Genomic DNA, 25,094 nt, shown 5'->3' with positions numbered 1-25,094 from the left:
CTACAAGAAGAACCCTCGCGGGAAGTTCGAACTCAGCCTCCGCTTGCCGAGGGACCCTCAGCTGACCGGCATTTAGGCGTTCGCACTCGGTACACCCCGACTTCTATATAACGGGCACCGGAATACCTTCGCGTCCGATACATTGAGGCGGTGGACACACCACTACGCGAACCCACCTTCCTGATCCTCACCGCGCTGGCCGCCGCGCCGCTGCACGGCTACGGCCTGATCCGCGAGGTCGCCGCCCTCTCCGACGGCCGCGTCACGCTGCGCCCCGGCACCCTCTACGGCGCGCTCGACCGGCTGGTCGACGCCGGCCTGGTCGACGTCGACGGGGAAGAGGTCGTCGACGGCCGGCTGCGCCGCTACTACCGCCTCAGCCCGGCGGGCGAGGCCACCCTCAGCGCCGAAACCGAACGGCTTCGCCGCAACGTGGCGGCGGCCACCGAACGGCTACGCAACCGGGCCACCGATCCCGGCACACCGCGTCGCGCCGCGGGCACCGGCACGCCACGTCTCGCCGGAGGGGCCGCATGAGCGACCTGGAGCGCCGCTACCTGCGCCTGCTGCGCGCCTACCCGGCCGACTACCGCCGCTCGCGCGGCGCGGAGATCGTCGGGACGTACCTCGACCTCGCCGGCCAGGGACAGCGCTGGCCCTCCCCCGCCGACGCCGCGGACCTGCTCCGCGGCGGCCTGCGCCAGCGGCTGCGGGCCGCCGGGGCCGCCGACCTGATCCCGGGGGTACGCCTCGCGGCCCTGTTCGCCTTTCCTGCCGCGACCGCCGTGGCGGGCACCTGGGCGACCGCCGAGACCGCCGCGCCGACCGTGGACTGGGTTGCCTTCGGCCCGTTCGCCACTGTCGGCGTGGCCTGCTGGATCGCGTGGCTGCTTGCGGCCACCGTCGCCGCCGTCGCACCCGTCCGGTGGGCGCGGGTCGCCGTGGGGCTCGCCCTGGCGGTCACCGTGGCGGTGGTGCCGGTCGGCGCGATCGCCGACCTGCCGCGGCCGCCGCTGTTCGTGCTCCTGCCCCAGATGGTCCTGGGCCTGCTGGCACTCGCCCTACCCCCGGACGGCGGCTGGTGGCTCCGGCTGCCGCCGCTCGCGGTCGCGGCTGCGGCCGTGGCCGCGACGGCACACGAGTTGGGTGACTGGTCCTACCGCTGGGGTGACCCGGGAACGGCACTGACCACCTCCGCCCCGGCTGTGCTCGTGGTGGCCATGCTGGTCGCGGTGGCGCTGGTGCTCGGTGGCGACCGGCGGGGTTTGTGGTCCATGCTGCTGCTCATCGCCCCGGTCGGTCTGCTGGCGCTGCGCCCCCTGGACTTCCTGACCGGGAAGGTGCTCGGCTGGAACCCGCAGGACAGCGTTACGTTCGCCGTGACCGCCGGATGGGTCGTCGCGCTGAACCTCACCGTGTTGTGGCTCGCGCTGGCCGCCGGACGCAAGCGCGCCTACCGCCCGACGATCGCCCTACCGGCTCCCCACACCTGCCCCACCTGCGGAGGCACCGGCAGGTGATCAAGAGGTTGGCGGTGCCGTCGAAGATCGAAGACGCCGCCAACCTCTTGATCAACGAGACGGGGCGTCGGGGCGGGTCGGGGTCGGGCGGGTCGGGGTCAGGCGGGCCGGGGTCAGGCGGGTCAGGGCCAGGAGGGTGAGGGCGAGGGCGGTCATCGTGATCGCGCCGGGGGCCTTGGTGAAACGGGCCAGGTTGGTGCCGTCGGGGAGGGTGAGGAACGCTGCGACCGCGCTGGGCAGCACGAACCAGCTGGTCCGCGTCGCGAGGTAGCGCCTCCACGTGTCCGCCCGCGCCGGGACGTCCGGAGAGTGCTCGCCGCCCGCGCCGATCGCGAGCAGCGCCAGCGGCCAGGTGGCGTACCAGGGGTGGAAGACCGGGGCCAGCACCACCGTGGCGGCCAGCGCCAGCCCGGCGGCGTACAGCGTCACCCGGGGACGGGCCGCGGCCAGCCGGGCCACCCGCTGCCGGGCGTCGTTCAGGCGGCGCAACGCCGTCCACGCGCGCCACCAGAGCGCCACCAGCAGCGCCGCGAGCAGCAACAGCGCCACCGCCCGGGCCACCGGCACCGCGTCGGGGTCCCGGCCGAACAGGGCGCCCGCGTAGTCGACGACGAAGCCCACCGCCGTCGGCAGCGAGGTCCACTGCTCGGAGTCACCGCTGTGGCTCAGCCCGCCGACCCAGCCCAGCCCGAGACCGGACAGGAGCGAACTGCCGGCCAGCGCCGCGAGCACCCCGCCGGCCAGCCAGCCGCCGTCGCGCGCCAGCGCGCGTACGGTGTACCGGCCGTGCACCGCCGCCAGCGCGGCGTACGGGAGCACGACCACCGCGGTCGCCTTCACGGCCACGGCCAGCCCCAGCAGCACCCCGGCGACGAGCAGCGCGCCCGGGCGACCGGGCAGGCGGACCAGCACCAGCAGCCCGAGCAGGAGCAGCCCGAGCATCACCGCGTCGTTGTGCGCCCCGGCCAGCAGGTGCACGCCGACCAGCGGGCAGGCCAGCAGCAGCCACGCCGCCCGGCGGGCCGGTACGCCGGCGGCCCGGGCCAGCCCCGGCAGGCAGAGCGCGGCCAGCAGCACCCCGGCCAGCGCGAAGAGCCGCAGCAACACGATGGTGCCGGTCAGGCCCCCGCCCAGCGTCACCGCCAGCGCGGCGAGCAGCACGAAGACCGGGCCGTACGGGGCGGAAGTGTCCCGCCAGATCGGCGATACCGCGTCCACCCATGGGCAGCCCGCCGCGGCCACCCCCGTGACGTACGGGTCGGCACCGTGCGCGTACGCCCAGCCCTGACAGGCGTACGAGTAGACGTCCCGGCTGCCCAGCGGGGCGGTGACCAGCAGCGGCAGCGCCCAGAGCCCAGCGGTGCGGTACGCCCACCCGGTCGACGGCGCGCCCCGCCGCAGCGCCCACCACGCGCCCACCAGCAGGGCGGTGCCGACCAGCCAGGCGCCGAGCACGAGCGGCCCGTGCCGGCCCTGCCAGATGGTGACGGGGGTGACCCGCAGCAGCGGGGCGGACGGCAGCGCCCCACCGAGATACCCGGCGATCGCGAGCAGCAGCGCCCCAGCCAGCCCGGCGTAACGTGCCGCGCGCGCCCGACGCGGCTCGGCCTGCTGTGCGCGGGCGGGGTCGTGACCGGGGCCGCTCGGCGGCTCCGCTCGGCCGGCCGGGTTCGGAGGCGCGCCGGGTTCGGTCACCGGCGGGGCCTCCTCAGTCCGTACCGACGGTCGCGGCGACCGGCTGACGGGCCGCCCGAGCCGAACGTACCAACCGGACCGCCACCACGATCACCAACAGCGTCATGAGCGGAGCGCCGACCGTCTTGGTGTACCGGGGCAGGCCGGTGCCGTCCGGCAGCACCAGGAACGCCGAGACGACGGTGATCGCGGCGAACCAGTTGATCCGCTGCCGTGAGGTGGCCGCGAGCACCGCCAGCGGCCACGTCCAGTACCAGGGGTGGAAGAGCGGGGCGAGCGCGACGGTGGCGGTGAGCGCCAGCGCGGCGTGCCAGAGCGGCTCCCGGTGGCGGGCCCGGAACCAGAGCCACACCAGCAGGATCGCCAGCACGCCCATGCCGATGCCCCGGGTGACCGGCAGCGGATCGCCGTGCCAGCCGAACGGGAGCCCCAGGTAGGCGACGGTCTGACCGAGCGCGGTGGGCGGCGAGGTCCAGGCGACCACGAGGCCGCCCTGCTCCAGGCCGCTGATCCAGCCGAAGTCGAGGCCGGCGGCGAAGGTCGCCCCGACCACTGTCGCGACCGCGCCGCCGACCACCCAGCCGCCGTCGCGGATCAGCGCCCGGACGGAGAATCCGCCGGCGATCGCCGCCAGGGCCGCGAACGGCACCACGACCAGCGCCGTCGCCTTGATGCCACCGGCCAGCCCGAGCAGCACTCCCCCGGCGAGCAGCACGGCGGGGCGGCCCGGACGGGCGGCGACCACGGCCAGCCCGGCAACGAGCAGGCCCACCATCGCGGCGTCGTTGTGCGCGCCGGAGATCAGTTGGACGCCGATCAGCGGGCTGCCCAGCGCCAGCCAGACGGCCCGCCCCGCCGGTACGCCGCAGCGACGGGCCAGCGCCGGGATGCAGGCCGCGGTCAGCACGACACCGGCCACCGCGAGCAGCCGGAACAGCACGATGGCGCCGACGAGCGAGCCGGTCGCCTTCACCACCGCGCCGGCGATCATCACGAAGAGCGGTCCGTACGGCGCCGGGGTGTCCCGCCAGATGAACGAGATGGTGTCCAGCCAGGGGCAGGGCAGCGTGGAGACGCCCTGCTCGTACGGGTTGATCCCGGCGGCGTAGCTGGCGCCCTGGCAGGCGTACGCGTAGACGTCGCGGCTGCCCAGCGGCGGCGTGATCAGCATCGGCAGCAGCCATAGCCCGGCGGTGACCAGCGCCCAGCGGGTCGACGGCACCCCGCCGCGCAGCGACCACCAGGCGTACGCCAGCACGGCCGTGCCGACGGCCCAGCCGATGAGGATCACCGGCCCGTACGGCCCCTGCCAGATGCTGAGCGGGGTCGGTCGCAGATCGCCGTGCGGCATCGCTCCGCCGAGGAACGCGACGACGGCGAGCAGCACGGACCCGGCCAGGCCGGTCCAGCGCGCGAGGTGGTGAGGCACGCCGGACATGCTGCCAGTACGGTGGTCGCGGTCAGGAGGTGGGCATGCAGCGGTCCAGGGTGGTGATGCTGGCGGGTGCCTGCGCGGCAGCCCTCGGAGTGCTGTATCTCACTCTCCCACCGATGGGATCCGACCTGTCCGCCCAGGTTGCCCGGACCGATTTCTTCGCCGCCCACGGGCCGGCCCTGGTGGATCTCCGCTGGTACGGCGGCGTCCACCCGCTCGGCTACAGCTTGATCTCGCCACCGGTGATGAGTCTCCTCGGTGTGCGGATCACCGGCGCTATCGCGCTGGTAGCGGCAGCAGTGGCGTTTGCTGCGTTACTGGTCCGCACCGGGGTGCCACGTCCCGTGCTCGGCAGCCTCGTCGGCGTGCTCACCATCGCCGGAAATCTGGTTTCCGGCCGGGTGACGTACGCCCTCGGGGTTGCCTTCGGGGTTGCCGCCGTGCTTGCGCTCACCCTGCCTCGCAGACCGGCCGAAGCCCATGGCGCGATTACTTCCGGTGCCAGGCCAGGGCGACCGGGCCGCGGATGGGTGAGCGCGGGTCGGCTCCGGGGCCTGCTGCGGCCGAGCCTGGTGGTGGCCGGCGGGTTGCTGGCCTCGGCAACCAGCCCGGTGGCCGGCCTGTTCGTCGGTCTGGCCGGCGCGGCTCTGCTGATCACCCGTCGATATGCCGACGGCGTGTTACTCGGTGTCGGGGCTGCGCTGCCGCTCGGTGCGACCGCGCTGCTCTTCGGCGACGGGGGCTGGATGAACATCAGCCGCACCGACGCGGTCCGGGCGGTGGTGACCAGCCTGCTTGTCAGCGCGCTCGTGGCGTACCGGCCCGTGCGGGTCGGCGCGTTGCTCTCGGCGGCAGGGGTGCTGGCCGCAGCGCTGGTGCACACGCCCGTCGGGCTGAACGCGACCCGACTGGTGGTGATGTTCGCGCTGCCTGTTCTGGCCGCCACAGCTCGGCCGCCCCGGTTCGCGAAGGCCCTACTTCCCAGGAGCCGTCGGGCACTCGGCGCGGTAGCGCTGGCTGCGATGCTCGGTCTGGTGTGTTGGTGGCAACCGCCGGCCGTCTCCGCCGACCTCCGCAGCGCCGCCGATCCGACCAGCAGGTCCGAGTTCTTTGCGCCGCTGAGGACTGAACTGGCTCGCCGAGGGCTGACCGGGCGGGTCGAGGTCCCGCCGACCCGAAACTACTGGGAGGCCGCGCACCTCGGCGATGTGCCGTTGGCGCGGGGCTGGCTACGCCAGGCGGACATCGCTCGCAACCCGCTCTTCTTCACGACGGTCCCGGGGGCGGCCGGCACTGGTGTGCCACTCACCGCCGCGAGCTACCACACATGGCTGGCCGACAACGCGGTTCAATATGTGGCTCTGCCCGATGCCCCGCTCTCGTGGGTGGGTCGGGCAGAGGCAGAGCTGGTGGAGGGCGGGCTACCCTACCTTCACTTGGTCTGGACGAATGAGCACTGGCGGCTCTACGCGGTCGCCGCGCAAACCCCCATCGCGGAGCCGCCCGCGACGCTGATCCACCTCGCTCCAGACGCGATAACCGTCGACGTGCCGTCCGCACAGCGGGTACTGCTTCGCGTCCGGTACAGCCGCTGGCTCACCAGCTCCGCTGGGAGCACCCTCACACCTTCCGACGGCTGGACCGCCCTGCACGTATCACGGCCCGGGAAGTACACCATTCACGGCTGAGTGCGTGGTTCAGACGGCAAGGGTCGATTGACGTCCGTCAGCCGTCGAGGACCCGCTCCATCGCCGCCCGCGAGCGGCGGGCGGTGCGGAGGTAGTCGTCGAGGAACTGGCCTGGGTCGTCGGCACCGAGCAGTCGTACCACGCCGGCCAGTTCCACGCCGTGTCGGGGCAGCTGGTCACCGGCGCGGCCGCGGACCAGCATGAGCGCGTTGCGTACCTGCGCGGCGAGCGTCCAGCCGGCCGCCATCGCCGCGGCGTCCACCGGATCGACCAGGTCCGCGTCCCGGGCAGCCGCGAGCGCGTCGAGGGTACGCGTGCCGCGCAGTGCCGGTACGGTCCCGGCGTGGCGCAGCTGGAGCAGCTGCACGGCCCACTCGACGTCGGCGAGTCCGCCCCGGCCCAGCTTCGTGTGGGTGGCCGGGTCGGCGCCCCGGGGCAGCCGCTCGTGCTCCACCCGCGCCTTGAGCCGGCGGATCTCCACCACCTGCTCGCGGGTCAACCCGTCGGCCGGGTAGCGGACCGGGTCGACCAGCGCCTCGAACTCGGCACCCAGGTCGGCGTCGCCGCAGACGAACCGGGCGCGCAGCAGTGCCTGCGCCTCCCACACCCGGGACCAGCGCGCGTAGTACTGCCCGTACGCGGCGAGGCTGCGCACCAGTGGTCCCTGCCGCCCCTCCGGCCGCAGGTCGGCGTCGACACCGAGCGGCGGGTCGGGGGCGGGCATCCCCAGCAGCCGGCGCAGTTCCTCGGCCACGGCCTGCGCGGCCGCGCTGGCGGCGTTCTCGTCCGAGCCCGGCACCGGGTCGTAGACGAAGAGCACGTCGGCGTCGGAGAGGTAGTTCGACTCGTACCCGCCGAGGCGGCCCATGCCGATCACGGCGAAGCGCAGCCCGGGCTGGGCCGGCTGGGCGGCCCGGGCGATCCGCAGCGCGGCGGCCAGGGTGGCGTCGTTGACGTCGGCCAGCGCGGCGCCGACCGCCCTGACATCGGTCAGCGCGGGGCGGACCGCGCCGTCCGGGCGGGGCGGGGCGGGGGCCAGCGAGCCGGCCCGGCTCAGCACGTCGGCGCAGGCGATCCGGACCAGTTCCCGGCGGCGCAGCGCGCGCACCGCCCGGGTCGCCTCGACCGGGTCGGTGTGCCGGGCGGCCGCGGCCGCGAAACCCTCGTGGAGCACGTCGCGGGGGCGCGGGACCAGCTCGCTCTCCTCGGCCAGCAGCCGCAGCGCCTCCGGCTCCCGGGCCAGCAGGTCGGCGGCGTACCGGGACGAGGAGAGCACCCAGGCCAGCCGGCGGGCGACCGGCCCCTCGTCACGCAGCAGCCGCAGATACCAGGGGGTGCTGCCGAGCTTCTCGGAGACCTGCCGGTAGTTGAGCAGCCCCCGGTCCGGCTCCGGCGCGTCGGCGAACTCGCTGAGCAGCACGGGCAAGAGGGTGCGCTGGATGGCCGCCGTGCGGCTCACCCCACCGGTGAGGGCCTGGAGGTGACGCAGCGCCCCGGCCGGATCGCCGAAGCCGAGGATCTCCAGCCGGTGCCGGGCCGCCTCCGGGGTGAGTCGCAACCCGTCGGCGGGCACCCGGGCGACCGACTCCAGCAGCGGCCGGTAGAGCAGCTTGGCGTGCAGCCGGCGTACCTCGGCGGCGTGGCTGACCCATTCGGCGCGGAACGCCTCGACGGCGCTGCGTCCCGGTGTGGCCGTGTAGTCGAGCGCGGCGGCGAGCCAGCGCAGCGCGCCCGGGTCGGTCGGCACCGTGTGGGTGCGGCGCAGGCCCTGCAACTGGAGCCGGTGCTCGACTCTCCGCAGGAAGCGGTAGCCGCGCAGCAGCGCCTCACCGTCGGCGCGGCCGACGTAGCCGCCGTCGACCAGCGCGCGCAGCGCCGGGATCGTGCCCGGCTCGCGCAGCGACTCGTCGCCCCGGCCGTGCACCAGTTGCAGCAGTTGGACGGCGAACTCGATGTCCCGCAGCCCGCCCGGGCCGCGCTTGATCTCGCGCTCCAACTCCTTCGGCGGCACGTGGTCGATGATCTTCCGGCGCATGGCGCGGACGTCCTCGACCGCCTCGGGTCGTTCGGCCGCCCGCCACACCAGTGGGGCGAGCTGGTCGATCCACTCCTGTCCCAACGCCAGGTCGCCCGCCGCCGGGCGGGCCTTGAGCAGCGCCTGGAACTCCCAGGTCCGGGCCCAGCGTCGGTAGTAGGCGAGGTGGCTGGCGAGCGTACGGACCAGCGGCCCGCGGCTGCCCTCGGGACGCAGCGCGGCATCCACCGGCCAGGCGACCAGGCCGCAGATGTGGATCAGCCGGGTGGCCACGGTGGTGGCGGCGGCCAGGTCGTCGTCGGAGTCGGCCACGAAGATGACGTCCACGTCGGAGACGTAGTTGAGCTCGAACCCGCCGCACTTGCCCATCGCCACCACGGCCAGCCTCGGCCGGGCCGTGCCCTCGGGCAGTTCCTCGACGGCGATCCCGTGCGCCGCGCGCAGGGTGGCGTCGGCCAGCGCGGAGAGCGCGGCCATGGTCTGCTCCAGCTCCCGCCCACCGGTCAGGTCCGCCGCCGCGATCCGCAGCAGCGCCAGCCGGTACGCCTGCCGCAGCCCGGCGACCGGGTTGCCGTCGCCGATCGGTTCCAGTCGCCCGTCGGCGCTCGGCGGCCGACCGTCCGCGCCGGTACGCAGCACGTGCCAGTGGTCCGGGTTCGCCACCAGATGGTCGCCGAGCGCCGACGAGGCGCCGAGCACGGCGATCAGCCGCGAACGCAGCCCCTCGTCGGCGTACAGCTGCTCCAGCAGCGCCGACCCGGCGCCGATGCCGGTCGCGCCCGCTCGCCCGCCGGCTCTAGCTCCCCCACCCGGCGAGCCGGTCGCGCCCGTTCCGGCGGCGGTGAGGCCGGCCGCGCCGGTTCCGCTGACGGCGTTGCCCGCCGCGACGGTTCCGGCGGCCGCGTTGCCGGCCACCCGATGCTCGGCCTCGACGAGACGGTGCAGCTGGCGCAGCGCCAGATCCGGATCGGCCGCCCGGGAGAGCGCCGCGAGGAGGTCCCCCGCCCGCCCGTCGACCGGCTCCTGGCCGTCTGGCCGCCACAGGCCGAGCCCGTCCGGGCCGAGCAGGTCGGCTGCCTGGGCGCCGCCGTCGCCCTGGGCCGTGCCGAAGCCGTACCGGGCGAGCCGGCCCGGCGCGCTGGTCGGCCGGGCCATCAGTGCCCGAGGAGCGGCAGGCTGCGACGTGCGCTGTCGTCGTCGAGCTCGCCGAGGGCCAGCGCCGCGAACCGGGCGGCGAACGGCTGCCAGACCTCCTCGACGTCGGCCATCGCCGCGTCGCAGGCGGCCACCAGCAGCTCCGGGTCGTAGCCCAGCTCCGCCAGCTGGCTGGAGTCGGCCGCCCAGGCGGCGATCATCGCGGTGTCGCACTCGATGTGGAACTGCAACCCCCAGGCCCGGTCACCCATCCGGAACGCCTGGTGCGGGTAGCGGGTGGAGGCGGCCAGCAGCGTGGCGCCGTGCGGCAGTTCGGTGATCTCGTCGGAGTGCCACTGGAGCACGTCCGGGATGAGTGGCACGTACCGGAAGAGCGGGTCCTGCTCGGCGGCGTCCCGCCGGCCCACCACCGTGGGGCCGATCTCCGGCCCGGACGGGCTGCGCTCCACCCGACCGGCATGCGCGCTGGCGAGCAGCTGCGCGCCGAGGCAGACGGCGAGCGTGGGCACCCGGCGCCGGACCGCCTTGCGCAGCAGTCCTTCGAGCGCCGGGAACCAGGGCGCGCCGGGCGAGCCGTCCGGCAGCGGGTAGGCCTGCTGTTCACCGCCGAGCACCACCAACGCGGCGTAGCCCTCCAGGTCGGCGGGGAGCTCCTCGCCGGCGTGCGGGCGCACCACCCACAGGTCGAGGCCGGCCTCGGTCAGCCACTCGCCCAGCCGGCGCAGATCATCGGTCGGGTCGTTCTCGATCACCAACGCGGTTGCCACGCCGTCGAGGCTATCCGGTGCCCCACCGAACCCCGAAGCCCCTCGGCCCGGCACGGCGACGATGTCGGCGCTCGCCCGGCCGGGGTACCCGCTGCCGGGTCCGCGGGGGCAGCGCCGGGGCGCGACGCACGAGGATAGGCTCAGCCGCTGTGACCAGCGCTGCCCTCACCGTCCTCCGGCCACCCGTGCTCCGCCCCGGCGACACGGTGATGCTGGTGTCCCCGTCCGGGCCGACCCGTCCCGAGCGGGTGGCCCGCGGTATCGAACTGCTCACCGGCTGGGGCCTGCGCCCGGTGCTGGCCCCGCACGCGTACGACCGGCAGGGCTACCTGGCCGGCGCGGACGAACTGCGGGCGGCCGACCTGAACGCGGCGTTCGCCGACCCGCAGGTACGGGGGGTGATCTGCACCCGCGGCGGCTACGGCGCACAGCGGGTGGTCGACGCGATCGACATGGACGCCGTACGGCGGGACCCGAAGGTGGTGGCCGGTTTCTCCGACGTCACCGCACTTCAGCTCGCGCTGTGGCGGGGCGCCCGGCTGGCCGGTGTCCACGGGCCCGGGGCGGCGTGGACGGACGAGCGGACGCCGCTGCGCTCCGCCGAGTCGCTGCACGCCGCGCTGATGACCACCGAACCGGTGACGGTGACCGCACTGCCCGAGGAGGAGACCTACGCCGTACGGGTGCCCGGCCGCGCCACCGGCCCACTGCTCGGCGGCAACCTGTGCATGATCACGGCGTCGCTCGGCACCCCGGACATGCCCGACCTGACCGGGGCGGTGCTGCTCGTCGAGGATGTGCAGGAGCCGCCGTACAAGGTGGACCGGATGCTCACCCAGCTGCGCCGGGCCGGGGCGCTCGACGGTCTCGCGGCGGTGGCCGTCGGGCAGTTCACCAACTGCGCCGACGGCTGGTCGGTGACAGTCGCCGACGTGCTCGCCGAGCGCCTCGGTGACCTCGGCGTACCGGTGCTCGGTGGCCTGCCGATCGGCCACGGCGTCGGCCAGCTCACCGTCCCGGTCGGTACCGAGGCCACCCTCGACACCGGCACCGCGACCCTCACGGTCACCCCCGCCGTCCGCTGACCCACCCACCCGGTCGCCCTCACCCCCGTCGACCTGACGATCACGCGTGGGGTGGGGTGAGGCGGGCCAGGCGGCCGATCTCGAGGGCGGCCCAGACGGTGCCGTCGGGAGCGACGGTGAGGCCGTGCGGCTCCGAGTTCGGGGTGGGCAGGTCGTACGTCTCGATCCGGCCGGCGACGTCGACGTGGCCGATCCGGTTACCGCCCCACTCGGTGAACCAGGCACCGCCCACGGCGTCGCCGACGATCGCGTGCGGCCGGGCGGACCGGTCCGGCAGCGGGTACTCCCGGATCCGGCCGTCGGGGTCGACCCGGCCGAGCTGACCCGCCACGATCTCCACGAACCAGAGCCCGCCGTCGACGCTGCCGCTGATACCGACGGGGCCCGCGCTCGGAGTCGGCAGCGGATGCACGGTGACACCGCCGGCCATGTCGACGCGGGCGAGCGCGTTCGCCTGGTTGAGCGTGCACCAGACCGTTTCGTCCGGCCCCGGAGCCATCATCGATGCGAACGCGCCGGCCACCGGCAGCGCAAAGGTGGTCACCGTTGCGTCCGTGGCCACCCGGCCGACGGTGTCGGAGTTCATCCCGGCGTACCACAGCGCGCCGTCCGCGCCGGTGGTGATGCCGCACGGCCCGGTGCCGGGCGGCAGGACGACCGAGCTGAGCTCACCCGATGTGCTGATCCGGCCGATCCGCGCCGGAACGGGTGAACCAGAGCGCGTCGTCCGGACCGGGCGTGATGATCAGCGGCCGGCTCTCCGGCGCGCCCAGCGACCAGGTCCGGACCTCGCCGTCGGCGCTCATCCGGGCGACAGCGCCGGCATGGACCAGCGTCAACCAGGACGCGCCGTCGGGACCGGTGGTGACGCCGTACGGGCCGGCGCCCGCCTCGCTCACCAGGAACTCCTGGATCACAGTGTCGGTCACGCTGCCGCTCCTCGCCATCGCTCCGGCCATGCCTGACGGTGCCGCCCGGTCCGCCGGCCGGGCCTGACGGTGCCGCCCGGTCCGCCGGCCAACCCTGCCGACGATCCGGCACCGGCGCAACCCGTTTGTCCCGTTCCCTCACCGCGATTCCCAGCCGGCTGACAGCCTCGCCACGGGTCCCGCCAAGCCGGCCTGGTCACTGTCGACGGGTCATGGCAACACCACGACGAGATGGAGGACCGATGTCCCGCAGCATCAGGAAGAAGCACCTGCTGGCCGGCCTGGCCACGGCGGGCGTGCTCGGCGTCGGCATCGCCGCGCCGACCATGGCGTTCGCCGCCGACGGTGGCACCCCGACGCCGAGCGCCGGCAGCACCACCACGAACGGCGACGCGCGGCAGAAGGCGGCCGACCGCCAGGGGAAGTTCGCGGAGAAGCTCGCCAAGGAGCTGGGCGTACCCACGAACAAGGTGACCGCCGCCCTGAAGAAGCTGCGTGACGAGCACAAGGCCGACCGGCCGCAGCGCCCGTCCGCCAAGGACCGGCAGGCACGGCTGAAGCAGCGGCTCGACCAGGCGGTGAAGGACGGCAAGCTCACCCAGGAGCAGGCCGACGCCATCACCAAGGCCGTCGAGGCCGGCGTCTTCCCCGGCGGCCCGGGCGGTCCGGGCCGCCACGGCGGTTGGGGCGGTTGGGGCGGTCACCGCGGCGGCGGCAACGGCACGCCCGAGGGCACGACCGGCAGCTGACACCCCGCACGCCCGTCGCCGAACCCCGACCGGCGTACGGGCCGCACGGTCGCCGAACCCCGACCGGCGTACGGCCGCAATGGCACCGTCGCCGGGCCGGGCCGGCATGACGCCCGACGCCCGGGTCGGCGCTCAGCGATCCGAACTCCGGCGGCGTGGCGGTGTCGAACGCGGACACCGCCACGCCGCCGAACCGGGCACGGCGGTGCACACCTGACCGGTCAGGCGCCGGCGGGTCCCGGCGGCGGCGCGAAGACGCCGATGTGATTGCCGGCCGGATCGAGCAGGTGGGCGAGGGTGAGGCCGTTCGGGTTCGTCTTCACCGGCACCACCACCTTGCCGCCCGCCGCCTCGGCGCGCCGGCAGGTCTCCGCCACATCGGTCACCTGCACGTAGAAGATCGCGTAGTTCGGCCCGGTCCCGGCGGTGCCACGGATCGCGCCGCCGATCCCGGCTCCGGCGCCCACGGTCGTCCGGTACGACGTCTCCCCGGTCCCCTCCTCGGCGAAGCTCCAGCCGAAGAGGTCACCGTAGAAGCGCTGCGCCTCGTCGGGCCGCTCGGTGCCGATCTCGAACCAGGTGACGGCGTTGCTGATGGTCATCTGTGGTCTCCCGTTCCACGCGCCGGCCACCCGGCCGGCGCTGTCAGGAGCCAGCCTCGACCTCATCCGCGACACCGTGCTGTCGGCGTTTTCCGGGCAGGTCCGAAACCTCTCGCACAAGCGGGCCCAACCGCCGCACCAGATCGGGGTGCTGCCTGCCGTACCGGGCCTCGAAGACGGTCAGCAGCCCGGGGGTGAGCAACGCCTCGCCGAGCCCACGCTCGTGCAGGCGTACCAGCACGTCGGCGGTCACGTCGTCCAGCGCGACGCCGAGCCGGCCGACGCGGTCGCGCATCAGCGGGTTGACGATCCGGGCGAGCCGCAGATCCGTCACCTCGTTCACGCCCAGCGCCCGCTGAACGCAGCGCAGGAGCGCGAACATCGCCGCCGGTTCCCCGAGTGGTTCGACCGGGCAGGCGGACAACACCTCCGCCATCAGCTCGGCAGAGGCCGCACGGTCCGCGGCGAGCCGGTCGAACAGCAATCCCAGGAAGGCCGCTCGATCCCACTCCGGCACCACCTCGGACACATCCGCCACCAGCCGTACGCAGCGCAGATAGACCTCGCGCCGTTCCCGCTCTGTCGCCGGTCGCAGGGGCAGGAGCCAGGTGTCCACCAGCGCCCGAGCCGCCGAGGCGGAACCGCTCGACCCGTTCTGGAAGACGGCGAGCGCGGTGGTCAGCTTGTCGAGGAACGGCTCGACGGCGTGCACAGCCACGCCGGAGTCCGCATCGCAGGTCAGGTGGGCGTTGCGCCGCAGCCGGGCCAGGAAGTCGCGGGACAGACCCCAGCCACTCCCCGCGCGCAGGGCGGGCAGCCCCAACAGCCATGGCACGTCCGTATCGGGTGGTGCCGCGAGCCCCTGCTGCGTCCAGATTCGGATGTCGCGCCCGCCGCCCTGCCCGAGTCGGTCCAGCGCGAGCAGGTCGCTGAGGCCCTGCCACTCCTCCGGGTCGAGCTGGGAACGCCAGAGCCCCACCTGGGCCCGCCACTCGGCCACCGGATCGGTCGCCTCGGGGAACAGCTGCCGCCCGGTCACCGGCTTGCCGGCGGCGAGGGCGAGCAGCAGCAGGTTGGCGCTGTAGGCGGCGAAGCGGGCAGGCACCCGCAGCCGCCGGGGACGGTAGTCGTCGAACCGCCGCGCCCCGGCGGCGTACGGGGCCTCCCGGAACAGGCGCAGCAGCAGGTCCGCCCAGGCGTCCCGGTGCGCGGTGGTCCGCCCGGCCAGCCCTTCGCCGAGGAAGGCCAGCACGGTGGCCCGGGTGCTCAGCACCGCGTACGACAGCAACGCGTGCAGCAGGTCGTCGTCGACCCCCGGCCCTTCGCGCCAGGACAGGCTGGCCGCGGCGTCCCGGGCGACCAGGTCGTCCACCACCTCCACGGTCAGCCGGGCCACCAGGTACTCGCCGAACGTGGCGTGCAGGAACTCGTACGTCTCGCGCCGCCGCTCGTCGAGGGCGGTGCGGGAGCGGTGGATGAAGAAGAAGCGACCGAGCACCACCTCCGCCGCCGCCAGCGGCGCCCGGAGACCCGGACGCTCCCGAGCCGGCGCCCCGCCCAACGGCAGCGCTGCCAGGTCACTGTCCAGTTCGGTCGCGGTGACCCACTGCGCGCCCCGGTTGAACATGGCGAACGCGACGACGGCGAGCTGGCGCAGCTCAGCCTCGACCGCCCGGCCCAGTTCCTGATCGGGCAGGCCGTCGCGCACCTTGACCACCTCGCGACGGGCGAAGCGGCGCAGCAGCCGCTCATAGAGTTCTCCCCGGCGCAGTTCCCCGGCCTGACGCAGGTCACCGCCCTCCGCGTCGTAGAGCGCCAGCATCAGCAGCAGCAAGGGCTGCGTGGCCAGCTCGCGGTGCGACAGCACGATCTCCCGGTCCAGCGGACGTGCGCCGAGCGCCCGGAAGGCGGCGCGGTTGACCCGGTTCCAGGTCGCCACCCAGGTCCCGACCCGCGGCTCGTCGAACGGCTCCAGCCGGACGGCGATGGTGCCGGGCGGCAACTGGGCCCGGTCGGCCACGCTGGTCCGGCTGGTCACCAGCACCGCCACCGGCCGGCCCTGGTCGGCCTCGCGGCGCTGGAACACGGCCACCCGCCGCAGGTAGTCGGTCTGGCTGACCCCGGTCGCCTGGAGCAACTCGTCGAATCCGTCGAGCAGGACGACCGGAAGCGCGTCGCCCGCGGACCGGGACAGGGCCGGCCAGTCGAGCCGCTCCCCGGTGTCGTTGCGGATCGCCTGCTCGATCTGGTCCTGAAGGTCACCGGCGGCGAAGACGTCGCGGAGCGTCACCCGGACGACGAGGAAGTCGGCCGGCGGCAGCTGCGCGGCGACGACGCGGGTCAGTACCGACTTGCCGGAACCCGGCTGACCGAGCACCAGCAGTGGTGCCCGGGTGGCGCCGGGTGAGGTGAGGTGCACGACGAGCGCCTGCCACAGGTCGTCGCGCACCGGCCGGTCGTCCCACCAGGTCTCGTCACTGGGTCGGGCGTCCGGGCCGAGTTCCGCGATCCGGCAGAGCGGCGGCACGTACGCCTCGCCGAGGGTCGGCACGGTCAGCCCGGCCGGCACGTCGCCGGAGGAGATGATCGGTCGGCGCAGTTCAGCGGCGTACGCGACACCGAGGCCGCTCCGCCGGTCGTCCGGCGCCCGCCCGGTCGAGAACTCGGTCAGCACACGCTGCATCTCGGCCAGCCCGAGGGAGAGGCGATGCACCTCCTGGCGGGTCGCCTCGTGCTCGTGCAGGCCGAGCCAGAACGACACCTCGGGGAAGTCGGCCGCGAGCTGGGTGAGCAGGTCCCGGTGCCGGTCGGCGGCGGCGTCCGGGAGACGGTCCAACGCCTGTTCGGTCGCCCGCCAGCGCCGGTCGAACAGCGTGTCGGCGATCGCCAGGCCGCGCAGGAAGGAGAGGAAGGCCGCCACCAGGTCCTGGTAGTAGCCGACGAGCGCCGATCGCAGGGCGGGGTAGGGCAGGTGCGGCCCGGGGACCGGCGCGGGGGTGGCGAAGAGGGCGGCCGTGAGATCGTCGGCCGGGCGGGCCCCGGCCAGGGCCAGTTGCTCGGACCGGCCGATCCTCAGGTCTCCGACGTCGAACGGCAGGTCCAGTTCGCCCAACTGCTCGAAGAAGGCGGTTACCGCGATGACGGCGTGTGCCGCCTCCAGTCGCCGCGTCCGCGCGTACCGGGACAGTCCGGAGCGCTTCTCCGCGACGCCGCGCACCAGCTCGTGACCGAGCCGGACGAACTCCACCCGGGCGTCGAAGATGCCGAGCAGGGCCGGCACCGGCACCGCGGCCACCAGCAGCGTCCCGGCGGTGAGCTTGTCGAACCAGTCGACGAGGCGGCTCTTCTCACCGCCCAGTAGGCGTACGGCGTCGGCGTAGCCGAGTACGTCGGGCACTGCACGCTCCCCTCGCGTCGGAGCCCCCAGAATGCCGTGCGGAGGCCCCGCCGCGCTGTCCCGGCTCGCCGCAGCGTCACCAGCTTCGCCGCCGTCCACCTCCGCATCCGTTCCGACGTCGGGGTGTGGCCGGCCTCGCTCAGACCAGACTGAGCGGGCGCACCCGCTCGTGGGGGATGTCGAGGTCGTCGAGGCTCAGTTCCCGGGTCACCACCTCGGACAGCGGCTGCACGGACCCGATCCGGTCGGTGCGGAAGGCGCGGACTCCGGCGCGCAGCCGGCACCAGGCGAGCAGATACCAGTGCAGCGGGTTGCCCAGGTAGCCCAACGGCTCCACCTCACGCAGCGAATCGGCGCCGGTGCGGTCGGCGTACCGGATGCGAAGCACCCGCCGCGCGAGGACCGCGTCGGCGACCGCGGCCGGCACCGGCGTCACCGGCCCGTCGCCGATGAGGTGCACCCGGCCGGCCAGCCGGTGCGCCTCGGCGACGTCCGCCGCCGGCATCACGGCGACGAGCTTGCGCAGCGCGGTGGCGGCGGCCGCGACGAACGGCGTGCCGCGCAGCCGGTGCAGCGCCATCGCCATCGCCACGGCCTCACCGGCGGTCAGGTTGACCGGCGGCAGGGTGCGGGCGCGGTCGATCACGTAGCCGCCGGTGCGGCCCGGTTCGGCCCAGATCGGCACCCCGGACTGCTGGAGCGCGCCGATGTCGCGTTCGATGGTGCGGCTGCTCACCTCGAGGCGCGCGGCCAGCCAACGGGCGCTTCGCGGCCGCGGTGACACCGCCCGTAGCTCCTCGACCAGGGCGTAGAGGCGGTCGGTGCGGTTCACGGCGTCAGGCTAGGCCGGGGGTACGACAACCCGTGCGTCCCGCTCAGAGGGACAGGTAACGCTGCCGCTCGTACGGGGTGACCTCGCGGCGGTACTGCTCCCACTCGGCCCGCTTGTTGCGGAGGAAGAAGTCGAAGACGTGCTCACCGAGCACCTCGGCGACGAGTTCCGAGCCGGCCATCACGTCGATCGCCTCGGCGAGGTTCTCCGGCAGCGCCTCGTACCCCATGGCACGCCGCTCCGCGCTGGTCAGCGACCAGACGTCGTCCTCGGCTCCGGGCGGCAGCTCGTAGCCCTCCTCGATCCCCTTCAGGCCGGCGCCGAGCAGCACCGCGAAGGCCAGGTAGGGGTTGGCCGCCGAGTCCGGCGAACGCACCTCGACCCGGGCCGAGTTCGGCTTGCCGTAGGCGGGCACCCGCACCAGCGCCGAACGGTTCAGGTGACCCCAGCAGACGTACGCCGGGCTCTCGGTGATCCGGTCCGGCAACGCCAGCGGGAAGAGCCGCTTGTACGAGTTGACCCACTGGTTGGTGACCGCGGTGTACTCGCGGGCGTGCACCAGCAGGCCGGCGATGAAGGACTTCGCCACCTTGGAGAGCTTCATCGGGTCGCCGCCGTCGTGGAACGCGTTGCGTTCCCCCTCGAACAGCGACAGGTGGGTGTGCATGCCGCTGCCCGGCTGGTCGGTGAAGGGCTTCGGCATGAAGGTGGCCTGCACGCCGGTGGAGAGCGCCACCTCCTTGACCACGTGCCGGAACGTCATGATGTTGTCGGCGGTGGTGAGCGCGTCGGCGTAGCGCAGGTCGATCTCCTGCTGCCCGGGCGCCACCTCGTGGTGGCTGAACTCCACCGAGATGCCGATCCGCTCCAGGGCCAGCACCGCCTGCCGCCGGAAGTCCCGCGCCACCGCGTGCGTGGTGTGCTCGAAGTAGCCGCCGGTGTCGACCGGGGTGGGCAGCGAGCCGTCCTGCGCGCCGTCCTCCAGCAGGAAGAACTCGATCTCGGGGTGGGTGTAGAACGTGAAGCCCTTGTCGGCGGCCCGGGAGAGCGCCCGGCGCAGCACGTGCCGCGGGTCGGCCCAGGACGGGCTGCCGTCGGGCAGGAGGATGTCGCAGAACATCCGGGCGCTCTCGCCGCTGACGCCACCCTCGAACGGGAAGACCTGGAAGGTGGTCGGGTCGGGCATGGCCACCATGTCGGATTCGAAGACCCGGGCGAAGCCCTCGATGGCCGAGCCGTCGAAGCCGATGCCTTCCTCGAACGCGGCCTCCAGCTCGGCGGGGGCGACCGAGACGCTCTTGAGCGTGCCCAGCACGTCGGTGAACCACAGCCGGACGAACCGGATGTCCCGCTCTTCCAGCGTACGGAGGACGAACTCCTGCTGACGGTCCACTTCCACCCCTTGTGACACTCTCCGCCGCCGCCGGCCGGGCCGTGCGGCCCTGACCGACCAGTCTCCACGGGCCTGGTTACGCCGACGTTACGCGACCGGTCGGCACCCGGCCCGAGGTGTACCGGGCAGGGGAACCCGCGGGTCGTGCAGCCACCCGGACGGACGCCCCGGGCGTCCCCGGGCGCGGGCCGGCCGACCTCTCCCACGCCCACGCTGTCGGGCCCCGCGCTCTGGGGCAAGATGGGGTCATGCCCACCCTGCGCATCGCTTTGGCACAGGTCAACCCGACCGTCGGCGATCTCGTCGGCAACGCGCACCTGGTCCGCACCTGGACCCGGCGGGCCGCCGACGCGGGTGCCCATCTCGTCGCGTTCCCGGAGATGATGCTGACCGGGTACCCGGTGGAGGACCTGGTCTTCCGGCGGTCGTTCGTGGCGGCCTCCAAGGCGGCGCTGAGCCGGCTCGCCGCGGACCTGGCCGCGGACGGGCTGGGCGAGCTGCCGGTGGTCGTCGGCTACCTCGACGCCGATGGGCCGCCGCAGGTCTCCGGCGACGCCGAGCCGGGCCGGGGAGCGCGCAACGGTGCGGCGCTGCTGCACCGTGGCGTGGTGGTCGCCACCTACTTCAAGCACCACCTGCCCAACTACGGCGTCTTCGACGAGGACCGCTACTTCGTGCCCGGCGACATGCTGACCGTGGTGCGGATCGGCGGGGTGGACGTGGCGCTGACGATCTGCGAGGACCTGTGGCAGGCGGGTGGCCCGTTCGCCGCGGCCCGCCAGGCCGGGGTGGGCCTGGTGGTCAACATCAACGGCTCGCCGTACGAACTCAACAAGGACGACATCCGGCTGCCGGTGGTCCGTCGCCGGGCCGCGGAGGCCGACGCCACCATCGCGTACGTCAACATGACCGGCGGGCAGGACGAGTTGGTCTTCGAGGGCGACTCGATGATCGTCTCGCCCGACGGTGAACTGCTCACCCGCGCCCCGCAGTTCGTGGAGTACCTGCTGGTGCACGACCTGGAACTGCCCGCCGCCGGAGAGTCGGTCGGTGCGGGCGACCGGGTCGCCGACGGGCTGCGGGTGGTCCGCGCCACCGTGACCGAGAGTCTGCCGGCCCCCGCGGGCCCGCCCGCGGTCGGCGGGACGATCGAGCCGGTCGCCGACGAGGCCGAGGTCTGGCAGGCGCTGGTGCTCGGCCTGCGCGACTACGTCAACAAGAACCGCTTCCCGTCGGTGGTGCTCGGCCTCTCCGGCGGCATCGACTCGGCCGTGGTGGGCGCGCTGGCCGTCGACGCGCTGGGCCCGGAGCGGGTGGTCGCGGTGTCGCTGCCCAGCCAGCACTCCTCCGAGCACTCCCGCCAGGACGCGGCGGAACTCGCCAAGCGCACCGGGCTGGACTACCGGGTCGAACCGATCCAGCCGATGGTGGACACGTTCCTGGCCAACATGTCGATCTCCGGCGTGACGGTGGAGAACCTCCAGGCCCGCGTACGCGGCGTGATCCTGATGGCACTGTCGAACCAGGAAGGCCACCTGGTCCTGACCACCGGCAACAAGAGCGAACTGGCGGTCGGCTACTCGACGCTCTACGGCGACTCGGTGGGCGGTTTCAACCCGGTGAAGGACGTCTGGAAGACGCTCATCTGGCGGCTGGCCAAGTGGCGCAACGCCGACGCGGTCCGACGCGGCGAGACCCCGCCGATCCCGGAGAGCTCGATCGGCAAGCCGCCGAGCGCGGAGCTGAGCCCGGGCCAACTCGACAGCGACACCCTGCCCGACTACGACGTGCTCGACCCGATCCTGATCGGCTACGTCGACGGTGATCTCGGCCGCGACGGGCTGGTCGAGGCGGGGCACGACCCGGCGGTGGTCGACAAGGTGCTGCGGATGGTGGATACCGCCGAGTACAAGCGACGGCAGTCGGCACCCGGTACGAAGATCTCGATGAAGGCGTTCGGCCGGGACCGGCGGCTTCCGGTCACCAACCGCTGGCGCGAGCACGGCTGACCGCACTCCCCCGCACGGTCGGGTCGCGGAGTGAAATCCTCCACTGCGCTCTGCCGCCGTCGGTTCGTCCGGTGCGACGATCGGGGCGGAACCCGGGGACCGCGCACGCGGCCTCGAGGAAGGAGAGAGTCATGGTGGAGTCCACCCCGACCGAGGTGACCGCCCTCTATGGCGGACCGGCGACCCGACGGGTACGCACCCGCGACCTGATCGCCGCCAAGGAACGTGGCGAACGTTGGCCGATGCTCACGTCGTACGACCAGTACACCGCGTCGATCTTCGACCAGGCCGGCATCCCGGTGCTGCTGGTCGGTGACTCGGCGGCGAACAACGTCTTCGGCTACGAGACGACCATCCCGGTCACCGCCGAGGACCTGCTGCCGCTGGTACGTGCCGTGGTCCGGGCCACCCGACAGGCGCTGATCGTCGGCGACCTGCCCTTCGGCTCGTACGAGGAGGGCCCGCAGCAGGCGTTGCGTACCGCCGTGCGGTTCATGAAGGAGGGCGGCTGCCACGCCGTCAAGCTGGAGGGCGGCCGGCGTTGCGCCGAGCAGATCGCCGCGATCACCGGCGCCGGCATTCCGGTGATGGCGCACATCGGCTTCACCCCGCAGAGCGAGCACGCCATCGGCGGTTACCGCGTGCAGGGGCGGGGCGACGCCGCCGAGGAGGTCATCGCCGACGCCCGGGCGGTCGCCGAGGCGGGCGCGTTCGCGGTCGTCCTGGAGATGGTGCCCGGCGACGTCGCGAAGCGGATCACCAACGAGTTGGACATCCCGACCGTCGGCATCGGCGCCGGCCCGGACACCGACGCCCAGGTGCTGGTCTGGCAGGACATGGCCGGCCTGCGCAGCGGCAAGGCGCCGCGCTTCGTCAAGCGGTACGCCGACCTGGCCGGCACCCTCGCCGACGCCACCCGCCGGTTCGCCGACGAGGTGCGCGGCGGCGAGTTCCCCGCCGCCGAACACACCTTCTGACCGTACGCCCGGGCGGTGCGGGCTCGCGTACCGCGCCGCCCGGGCCGGTCAGACCACGCAGAACTCGTTGCCCTCCGGGTCGGCCAGCTGCACCGCGTAGTGGCCGTTGTCGGGGTCGTCCATCGAGCCGAGCACCCGGGCGCCCAGGGCGGTCAGCCGGGCCACCTCGGCGTCGACGCGGGGCCGCCGCTCGGCCACCGGCACCGAACGCCCGCCGCCGACCTTCAGGTCGATGTGCAGCCGGTTCTTCACCGTCTTCGGCTCGGGAACCGCCTGGAACCAGATCCGCGGGCCCGCCCCCGCCGGGTCCTCCAGCCGGTCAATGCCGTCGTCGTCGCCGAGTTCCTCCGGCGGGATGCCGACCGAGAGGTACCAGTCCCGCCAGCTCGGCAGCCCGTCGGGCGGCGGCTGCGCCCGGTAGCGCAGCGCCTCCGCCCAGAACGCGACGAGCCGCGACGGCTCCCGACAATCGATCACCAGTTGCCAATCCACGCGGCGATAATGCCGCGCGGGTACGACATCAGAGATCGGTGACGCGGATGCCGGCGTGGGCCTTGTAGCGCTTGTTGATGGCGATCAGGTTGGCGGTGAACGCTTCGATCTGGTGCGCGTTACGCAACCGGCCGGCGTAGATACCGCGCATGCCGGGGATCCGGGCGGCGAGCGCGGCGACGACACCCACGAGTTCCCGGTCCTCGGTGCAGATCAGAACGTCCAGTTCGATCCGGTCGATCTCCGGGTCGGCCAGCAGCGGCGCGCTGACGTGGTTGAACGCCGCGCAGACCCGGGAGTCGGGCAGCAGCCCGGCCGCCTGCTGCACCGCGCTGCCCTCCTGGACCTGGAGGGGGTACGGACCCTGCTTGTCGAAGCCGAGCGGGTTGACGCAGTCGACGACGATCTTGCCGGCGAGTGGCTCGGCGAGGCCCGCCACGGTGGCCGCGTGGCCGTCCCACGGCACCGCGATGATGACCACGTCGCTGCGCCGGGCCACCTCCTCGTTGTCCGCCCCGGCCACGCTCGTACCGGCCGCTACGCCCGGCAGCGCCGCGATCTCCTCCGCCGAGGCGGCCGCCCGTTCGGCGGAACGCGAACCGATCAGCACGGCCTGGCCCGCCCGGGCGAACCGGTAGGCGAGGCCCCGTCCCTGGTCACCGGTGCCGCCGATGATGCCGACGGTCAGCCCGGACACGTCGGGCAGCGTGCTCGCGTCGTATGCCATGGCTTCATCCTCGCAAACCCGCGGCCACGCCCGGGAAGGCAGGCACCGCCACGCCGGGCGGGTCGCCGGCGTCCGGTCGCGCACCGGCGGTGCGACGGGGGCGGCCCGGACGCGCCGCCGGTGACGAGAGCCACAGGTCAGGCGCGTTCGAAGAGCACGGTCCGGCCGGCCGGATCGGCGGTGACGAGACGGACCCGGATCCGTTCGCCGAGCGGCAGTTCACCGAGGCAGCGGGAGCGGACCGGCGGGGTGTCCAGGGCCACGGTCCCGCCGGGCGGTCGCGGCCGGGAACGGGGGCTCGGCGGTGCGTCGACGTCGAGCACCGCCGCGTCGAAGATCTCCCCCACCCGGTCCGCGAGGAGCACCGCCTCGGTGAGCTCCACGGCGCCACGGGTGGCGGCGGAGGCCATCCGGTCGGTCGTCGCCATCACCTCCGGCAACCGGGGCAACGCCGCACGCACCCAGTCGGGCACCGGCCGGCCTTCGTGCAGGGCCAGGCAGACCTCGGTCGCGTACCGGTCGGCCAGCCGACGCAGCGGGGCCGTGACATGGGCGTACGCGGCCGCGACCCCGCCGTGCTCCCGGCGCTGCGGCAACTCCCCGTCGAAGGCGGTGTACGCCGCGCCGCGCATCAGTTCGGCCGCCTGGTCGATGAACGCCGCCGCCCGCGGCTGTGCGGGGTCGAGCGCGGCGATCACCTCACCGGGGCCGGCACCTTCGGGCCAGTGGACGCCCAGCGGGGCTGCCGCCATGCGCAGCCGTTCCACGGCCTCCGGCTTCGGCGCCGGCATCGTACGCAGCAGGCCGATCCGCCCGGCGAGCATGATGTCGGCGGCGGCCATTCCGGTGAGCAGGGAGATCTGGGCGTTGTGCTCCTCCATCGGCGCCGGGCCGCGCAGCACCAGCCGCCATCCGTCTCCGTCGGCCTCGACGTCCTGCTCGGGCAGGGGCAGGTTGATCGCGCCGCGGTGCAGGCCGCGCGCGGTCAGCCGTACGCCGATCTCGGGAAGCAGGGCGATCGGTTCGGGCAGCCGGCCCGCGTCGGCCTGGGCCTGCACCCCCGCGTAGTCCAGCTTGGCCCGGCTGCGGACGAGCGCGCGTTCCAACTCGACCGCGACCGTCGCGCAGTCGGCGTCGAGGTCGATGGTCCACACGACCGCGGCGCGGTCGACGTCGGGGAGCAGGCTCGCCGCGCCCTCGCTCAGGGTCTCCGGATGCAGCGGCACGTTGCCGTCCGGCAGGTAGACCGTCTGGCCCCGGCGCCAGGTCTCCTCGTCCAACGCACCGCCGGGACGGACGTGTGCGGCCACGTCGGCGATCGCGTACCGCACCCGGTAGCCGCCACCGGGGCGGCGGCTGAGGTGCATCGCCTGGTCCAGGTCACGGGAGCCGGCCGGGTCCACGGTCACGAACGGGACGTCGGTGCGGTCGGCGGCGGGTCGCGGTGGGTCGGCGGCCGCGGCGTCGGCCTCACGCCGCGCCGCGGCCGGGAACTCCTCGGGGAGTCCCAGCTCGCGGCGCAGCGCGGCGAAGTCGATGCGGGGCGCGAGGACGCGTCGGATGACCACGCGCCCATCCTGACAGTGCGACCGGCGATCCGCCCGACC

20 protein-coding genes are annotated in these 25,094 nt (G+C 73.9%); 7 read left to right on the top strand and 13 right to left on the bottom strand.

Annotation, left to right across the window (positions count from 1 at the left end; all coding sequences use genetic code 11):
• Positions 1–150: 150 nt before the first annotated feature.
• Together ABZS42_RS25885 and ABZS42_RS25880 are read left to right on the top strand one after the other, a co-directional pair.
• Positions 151–537: a PadR family transcriptional regulator gene (locus ABZS42_RS25885; protein WP_355149465.1), complete on the top strand. Its 387-nt coding sequence runs from the start codon at positions 151–153 to the stop codon at positions 535–537.
• Complete coding sequence (locus ABZS42_RS25880; protein WP_355149464.1) at positions 534–1,520, top strand: hypothetical protein; 987 nt, start codon at positions 534–536, stop codon at positions 1,518–1,520. Before ABZS42_RS25885 ends, ABZS42_RS25880 begins: the two co-directional genes overlap by 4 nt.
• A gap of 51 nt (positions 1,521–1,571) precedes the next feature.
• Here ABZS42_RS25880 and mptB (ABZS42_RS25875) read toward each other — a convergent pair whose 3' ends face one another.
• Together mptB (ABZS42_RS25875) and mptB (ABZS42_RS25870) are read right to left on the bottom strand one after the other, a co-directional pair.
• Positions 1,572–3,215, bottom strand: a complete 1,644-nt coding sequence (gene mptB, locus ABZS42_RS25875; RefSeq protein ID WP_355149462.1) for a polyprenol phosphomannose-dependent alpha 1,6 mannosyltransferase MptB — start codon at positions 3,213–3,215, stop codon at positions 1,572–1,574.
• A 13-nt stretch (positions 3,216–3,228) separates the two neighbouring features.
• Complete coding sequence (gene mptB / locus ABZS42_RS25870; RefSeq protein ID WP_355149460.1) at positions 3,229–4,644, bottom strand: polyprenol phosphomannose-dependent alpha 1,6 mannosyltransferase MptB; 1,416 nt, start codon at positions 4,642–4,644, stop codon at positions 3,229–3,231.
• 44 nt (positions 4,645–4,688) lie between these two features.
• On the opposite strand from mptB (ABZS42_RS25870), the gene ABZS42_RS25865 reads away from it, so the two are divergent.
• The gene (locus ABZS42_RS25865; RefSeq protein ID WP_355149458.1) at positions 4,689–6,338 is read left to right on the top strand and encodes a hypothetical protein; all 1,650 of its coding nucleotides are present in this window, start codon (positions 4,689–4,691) and stop codon (positions 6,336–6,338) included.
• Positions 6,339–6,375: 37 nt separating this feature from the next.
• Here ABZS42_RS25865 and ABZS42_RS25860 read toward each other — a convergent pair whose 3' ends face one another.
• Entirely contained in the window at positions 6,376–9,528 is a 3,153-nt protein-coding gene (locus tag ABZS42_RS25860; RefSeq protein WP_355149456.1) for a bifunctional [glutamine synthetase] adenylyltransferase/[glutamine synthetase]-adenylyl-L-tyrosine phosphorylase, read from the bottom strand.
• Positions 9,528–10,295: a type 1 glutamine amidotransferase gene (locus ABZS42_RS25855; protein ID WP_355149454.1), complete on the bottom strand. Its 768-nt coding sequence runs from the start codon at positions 10,293–10,295 to the stop codon at positions 9,528–9,530. The genes ABZS42_RS25860 and ABZS42_RS25855 overlap by 1 nt, the downstream gene beginning before the upstream one ends.
• A gap of 209 nt (positions 10,296–10,504) precedes the next feature.
• Between ABZS42_RS25855 and ABZS42_RS25850 the strand changes: the two genes are divergently transcribed.
• On the top strand, positions 10,505–11,380 hold the full coding sequence (locus ABZS42_RS25850) for an LD-carboxypeptidase (protein ID WP_355149470.1): 876 nt from the start codon (positions 10,505–10,507) through the stop codon (positions 11,378–11,380).
• A gap of 40 nt (positions 11,381–11,420) precedes the next feature.
• Here ABZS42_RS25850 and ABZS42_RS25845 read toward each other — a convergent pair whose 3' ends face one another.
• Together ABZS42_RS25845 and ABZS42_RS25840 are read right to left on the bottom strand one after the other, a co-directional pair.
• Positions 11,421–11,942: a hypothetical protein gene (locus ABZS42_RS25845; RefSeq protein WP_355149452.1), complete on the bottom strand. Its 522-nt coding sequence runs from the start codon at positions 11,940–11,942 to the stop codon at positions 11,421–11,423.
• Between the two features lie 106 nt (positions 11,943–12,048).
• On the bottom strand, positions 12,049–12,309 hold the full coding sequence (locus ABZS42_RS25840) for a hypothetical protein (RefSeq protein WP_355149450.1): 261 nt from the start codon (positions 12,307–12,309) through the stop codon (positions 12,049–12,051).
• 242 nt (positions 12,310–12,551) lie between these two features.
• Between ABZS42_RS25840 and ABZS42_RS25835 the strand changes: the two genes are divergently transcribed.
• The gene (locus ABZS42_RS25835; RefSeq protein ID WP_355149448.1) at positions 12,552–13,058 is read left to right on the top strand and encodes a hypothetical protein; all 507 of its coding nucleotides are present in this window, start codon (positions 12,552–12,554) and stop codon (positions 13,056–13,058) included.
• Positions 13,059–13,279: 221 nt separating this feature from the next.
• On the opposite strand, the gene ABZS42_RS25830 is transcribed toward ABZS42_RS25835, so the two are convergent.
• From ABZS42_RS25830 to glnA, 4 genes are all read right to left on the bottom strand, one after another.
• Entirely contained in the window at positions 13,280–13,660 is a 381-nt protein-coding gene (locus tag ABZS42_RS25830; protein ID WP_355149446.1) for a VOC family protein, read from the bottom strand.
• 43 nt (positions 13,661–13,703) lie between these two features.
• Complete coding sequence (locus tag ABZS42_RS25825) at positions 13,704–17,057, bottom strand: AAA family ATPase (RefSeq protein ID WP_355149444.1); 3,354 nt, start codon at positions 17,055–17,057, stop codon at positions 13,704–13,706.
• Between the two features lie 139 nt (positions 17,058–17,196).
• Positions 17,197–17,889, bottom strand: a complete 693-nt coding sequence (locus ABZS42_RS25820; protein WP_355149442.1) for a YafY family protein — start codon at positions 17,887–17,889, stop codon at positions 17,197–17,199.
• Between the two features lie 43 nt (positions 17,890–17,932).
• The gene (glnA, locus tag ABZS42_RS25815; protein WP_355149440.1) at positions 17,933–19,282 is read right to left on the bottom strand and encodes a type I glutamate--ammonia ligase; all 1,350 of its coding nucleotides are present in this window, start codon (positions 19,280–19,282) and stop codon (positions 17,933–17,935) included.
• Between the two features lie 248 nt (positions 19,283–19,530).
• Between glnA and ABZS42_RS25810 the strand changes: the two genes are divergently transcribed.
• Together ABZS42_RS25810 and panB are read left to right on the top strand one after the other, a co-directional pair.
• Positions 19,531–21,291 carry an NAD+ synthase gene (locus ABZS42_RS25810; protein WP_355149438.1) on the top strand — a complete coding sequence of 587 codons (1,761 nt, stop codon included), beginning with the start codon at positions 19,531–19,533 and terminating at the stop codon, positions 21,289–21,291.
• A 131-nt stretch (positions 21,292–21,422) separates the two neighbouring features.
• Positions 21,423–22,268, top strand: coding sequence for a 3-methyl-2-oxobutanoate hydroxymethyltransferase (gene panB, locus ABZS42_RS25805; RefSeq protein WP_355149436.1), 846 nt, complete (start codon positions 21,423–21,425; stop codon positions 22,266–22,268).
• A gap of 48 nt (positions 22,269–22,316) precedes the next feature.
• Here panB and ABZS42_RS25800 read toward each other — a convergent pair whose 3' ends face one another.
• From ABZS42_RS25800 to ABZS42_RS25790, 3 genes are all read right to left on the bottom strand, one after another.
• Entirely contained in the window at positions 22,317–22,760 is a 444-nt protein-coding gene (locus tag ABZS42_RS25800; RefSeq protein WP_355149434.1) for a VOC family protein, read from the bottom strand.
• Between the two features lie 28 nt (positions 22,761–22,788).
• Positions 22,789–23,487, bottom strand: coding sequence for an NADPH-dependent F420 reductase (gene npdG / locus ABZS42_RS25795; RefSeq protein ID WP_076468125.1), 699 nt, complete (start codon positions 23,485–23,487; stop codon positions 22,789–22,791).
• 137 nt (positions 23,488–23,624) lie between these two features.
• Positions 23,625–25,055, bottom strand: coding sequence for an RNB domain-containing ribonuclease (locus tag ABZS42_RS25790; protein ID WP_355149432.1), 1,431 nt, complete (start codon positions 25,053–25,055; stop codon positions 23,625–23,627).
• Between the last annotated feature and the right edge of the window lie 39 nt (positions 25,056–25,094).

This window comes from Micromonospora sp. NPDC005367, from assembly GCF_040606825.1.
Lineage (GTDB): Bacteria > Actinomycetota > Actinomycetes > Mycobacteriales > Micromonosporaceae > Micromonospora.
This window is presented reverse-complemented; position numbering and strand designations above follow the sequence as displayed.

Coding starts and splice junctions, on each gene's coding strand:
- ABZS42_RS25880 (WP_355149464.1), top strand. CDS start 534: ATGAGCGACCTGGAGCGCCGCTACCTGCGCCTGCTGCGCGCCTACCCG.
- ABZS42_RS25865 (WP_355149458.1), top strand. CDS start 4,689: ATGCAGCGGTCCAGGGTGGTGATGCTGGCGGGTGCCTGCGCGGCAGCC.
- ABZS42_RS25860 (WP_355149456.1), bottom strand. CDS start 9,528: ATGGCCCGGCCGACCAGCGCGCCGGGCCGGCTCGCCCGGTACGGCTTC.
- ABZS42_RS25850 (WP_355149470.1), top strand. CDS start 10,505: ATGCTGGTGTCCCCGTCCGGGCCGACCCGTCCCGAGCGGGTGGCCCGC.
- ABZS42_RS25835 (WP_355149448.1), top strand. CDS start 12,552: ATGTCCCGCAGCATCAGGAAGAAGCACCTGCTGGCCGGCCTGGCCACG.
- ABZS42_RS25830 (WP_355149446.1), bottom strand. CDS start 13,660: ATGACCATCAGCAACGCCGTCACCTGGTTCGAGATCGGCACCGAGCGG.
- ABZS42_RS25810 (WP_355149438.1), top strand. CDS start 19,531: ATGCCCACCCTGCGCATCGCTTTGGCACAGGTCAACCCGACCGTCGGC.
- panB (WP_355149436.1), top strand. CDS start 21,423: ATGGTGGAGTCCACCCCGACCGAGGTGACCGCCCTCTATGGCGGACCG.
- npdG (WP_076468125.1), bottom strand. CDS start 23,487: ATGGCATACGACGCGAGCACGCTGCCCGACGTGTCCGGGCTGACCGTC.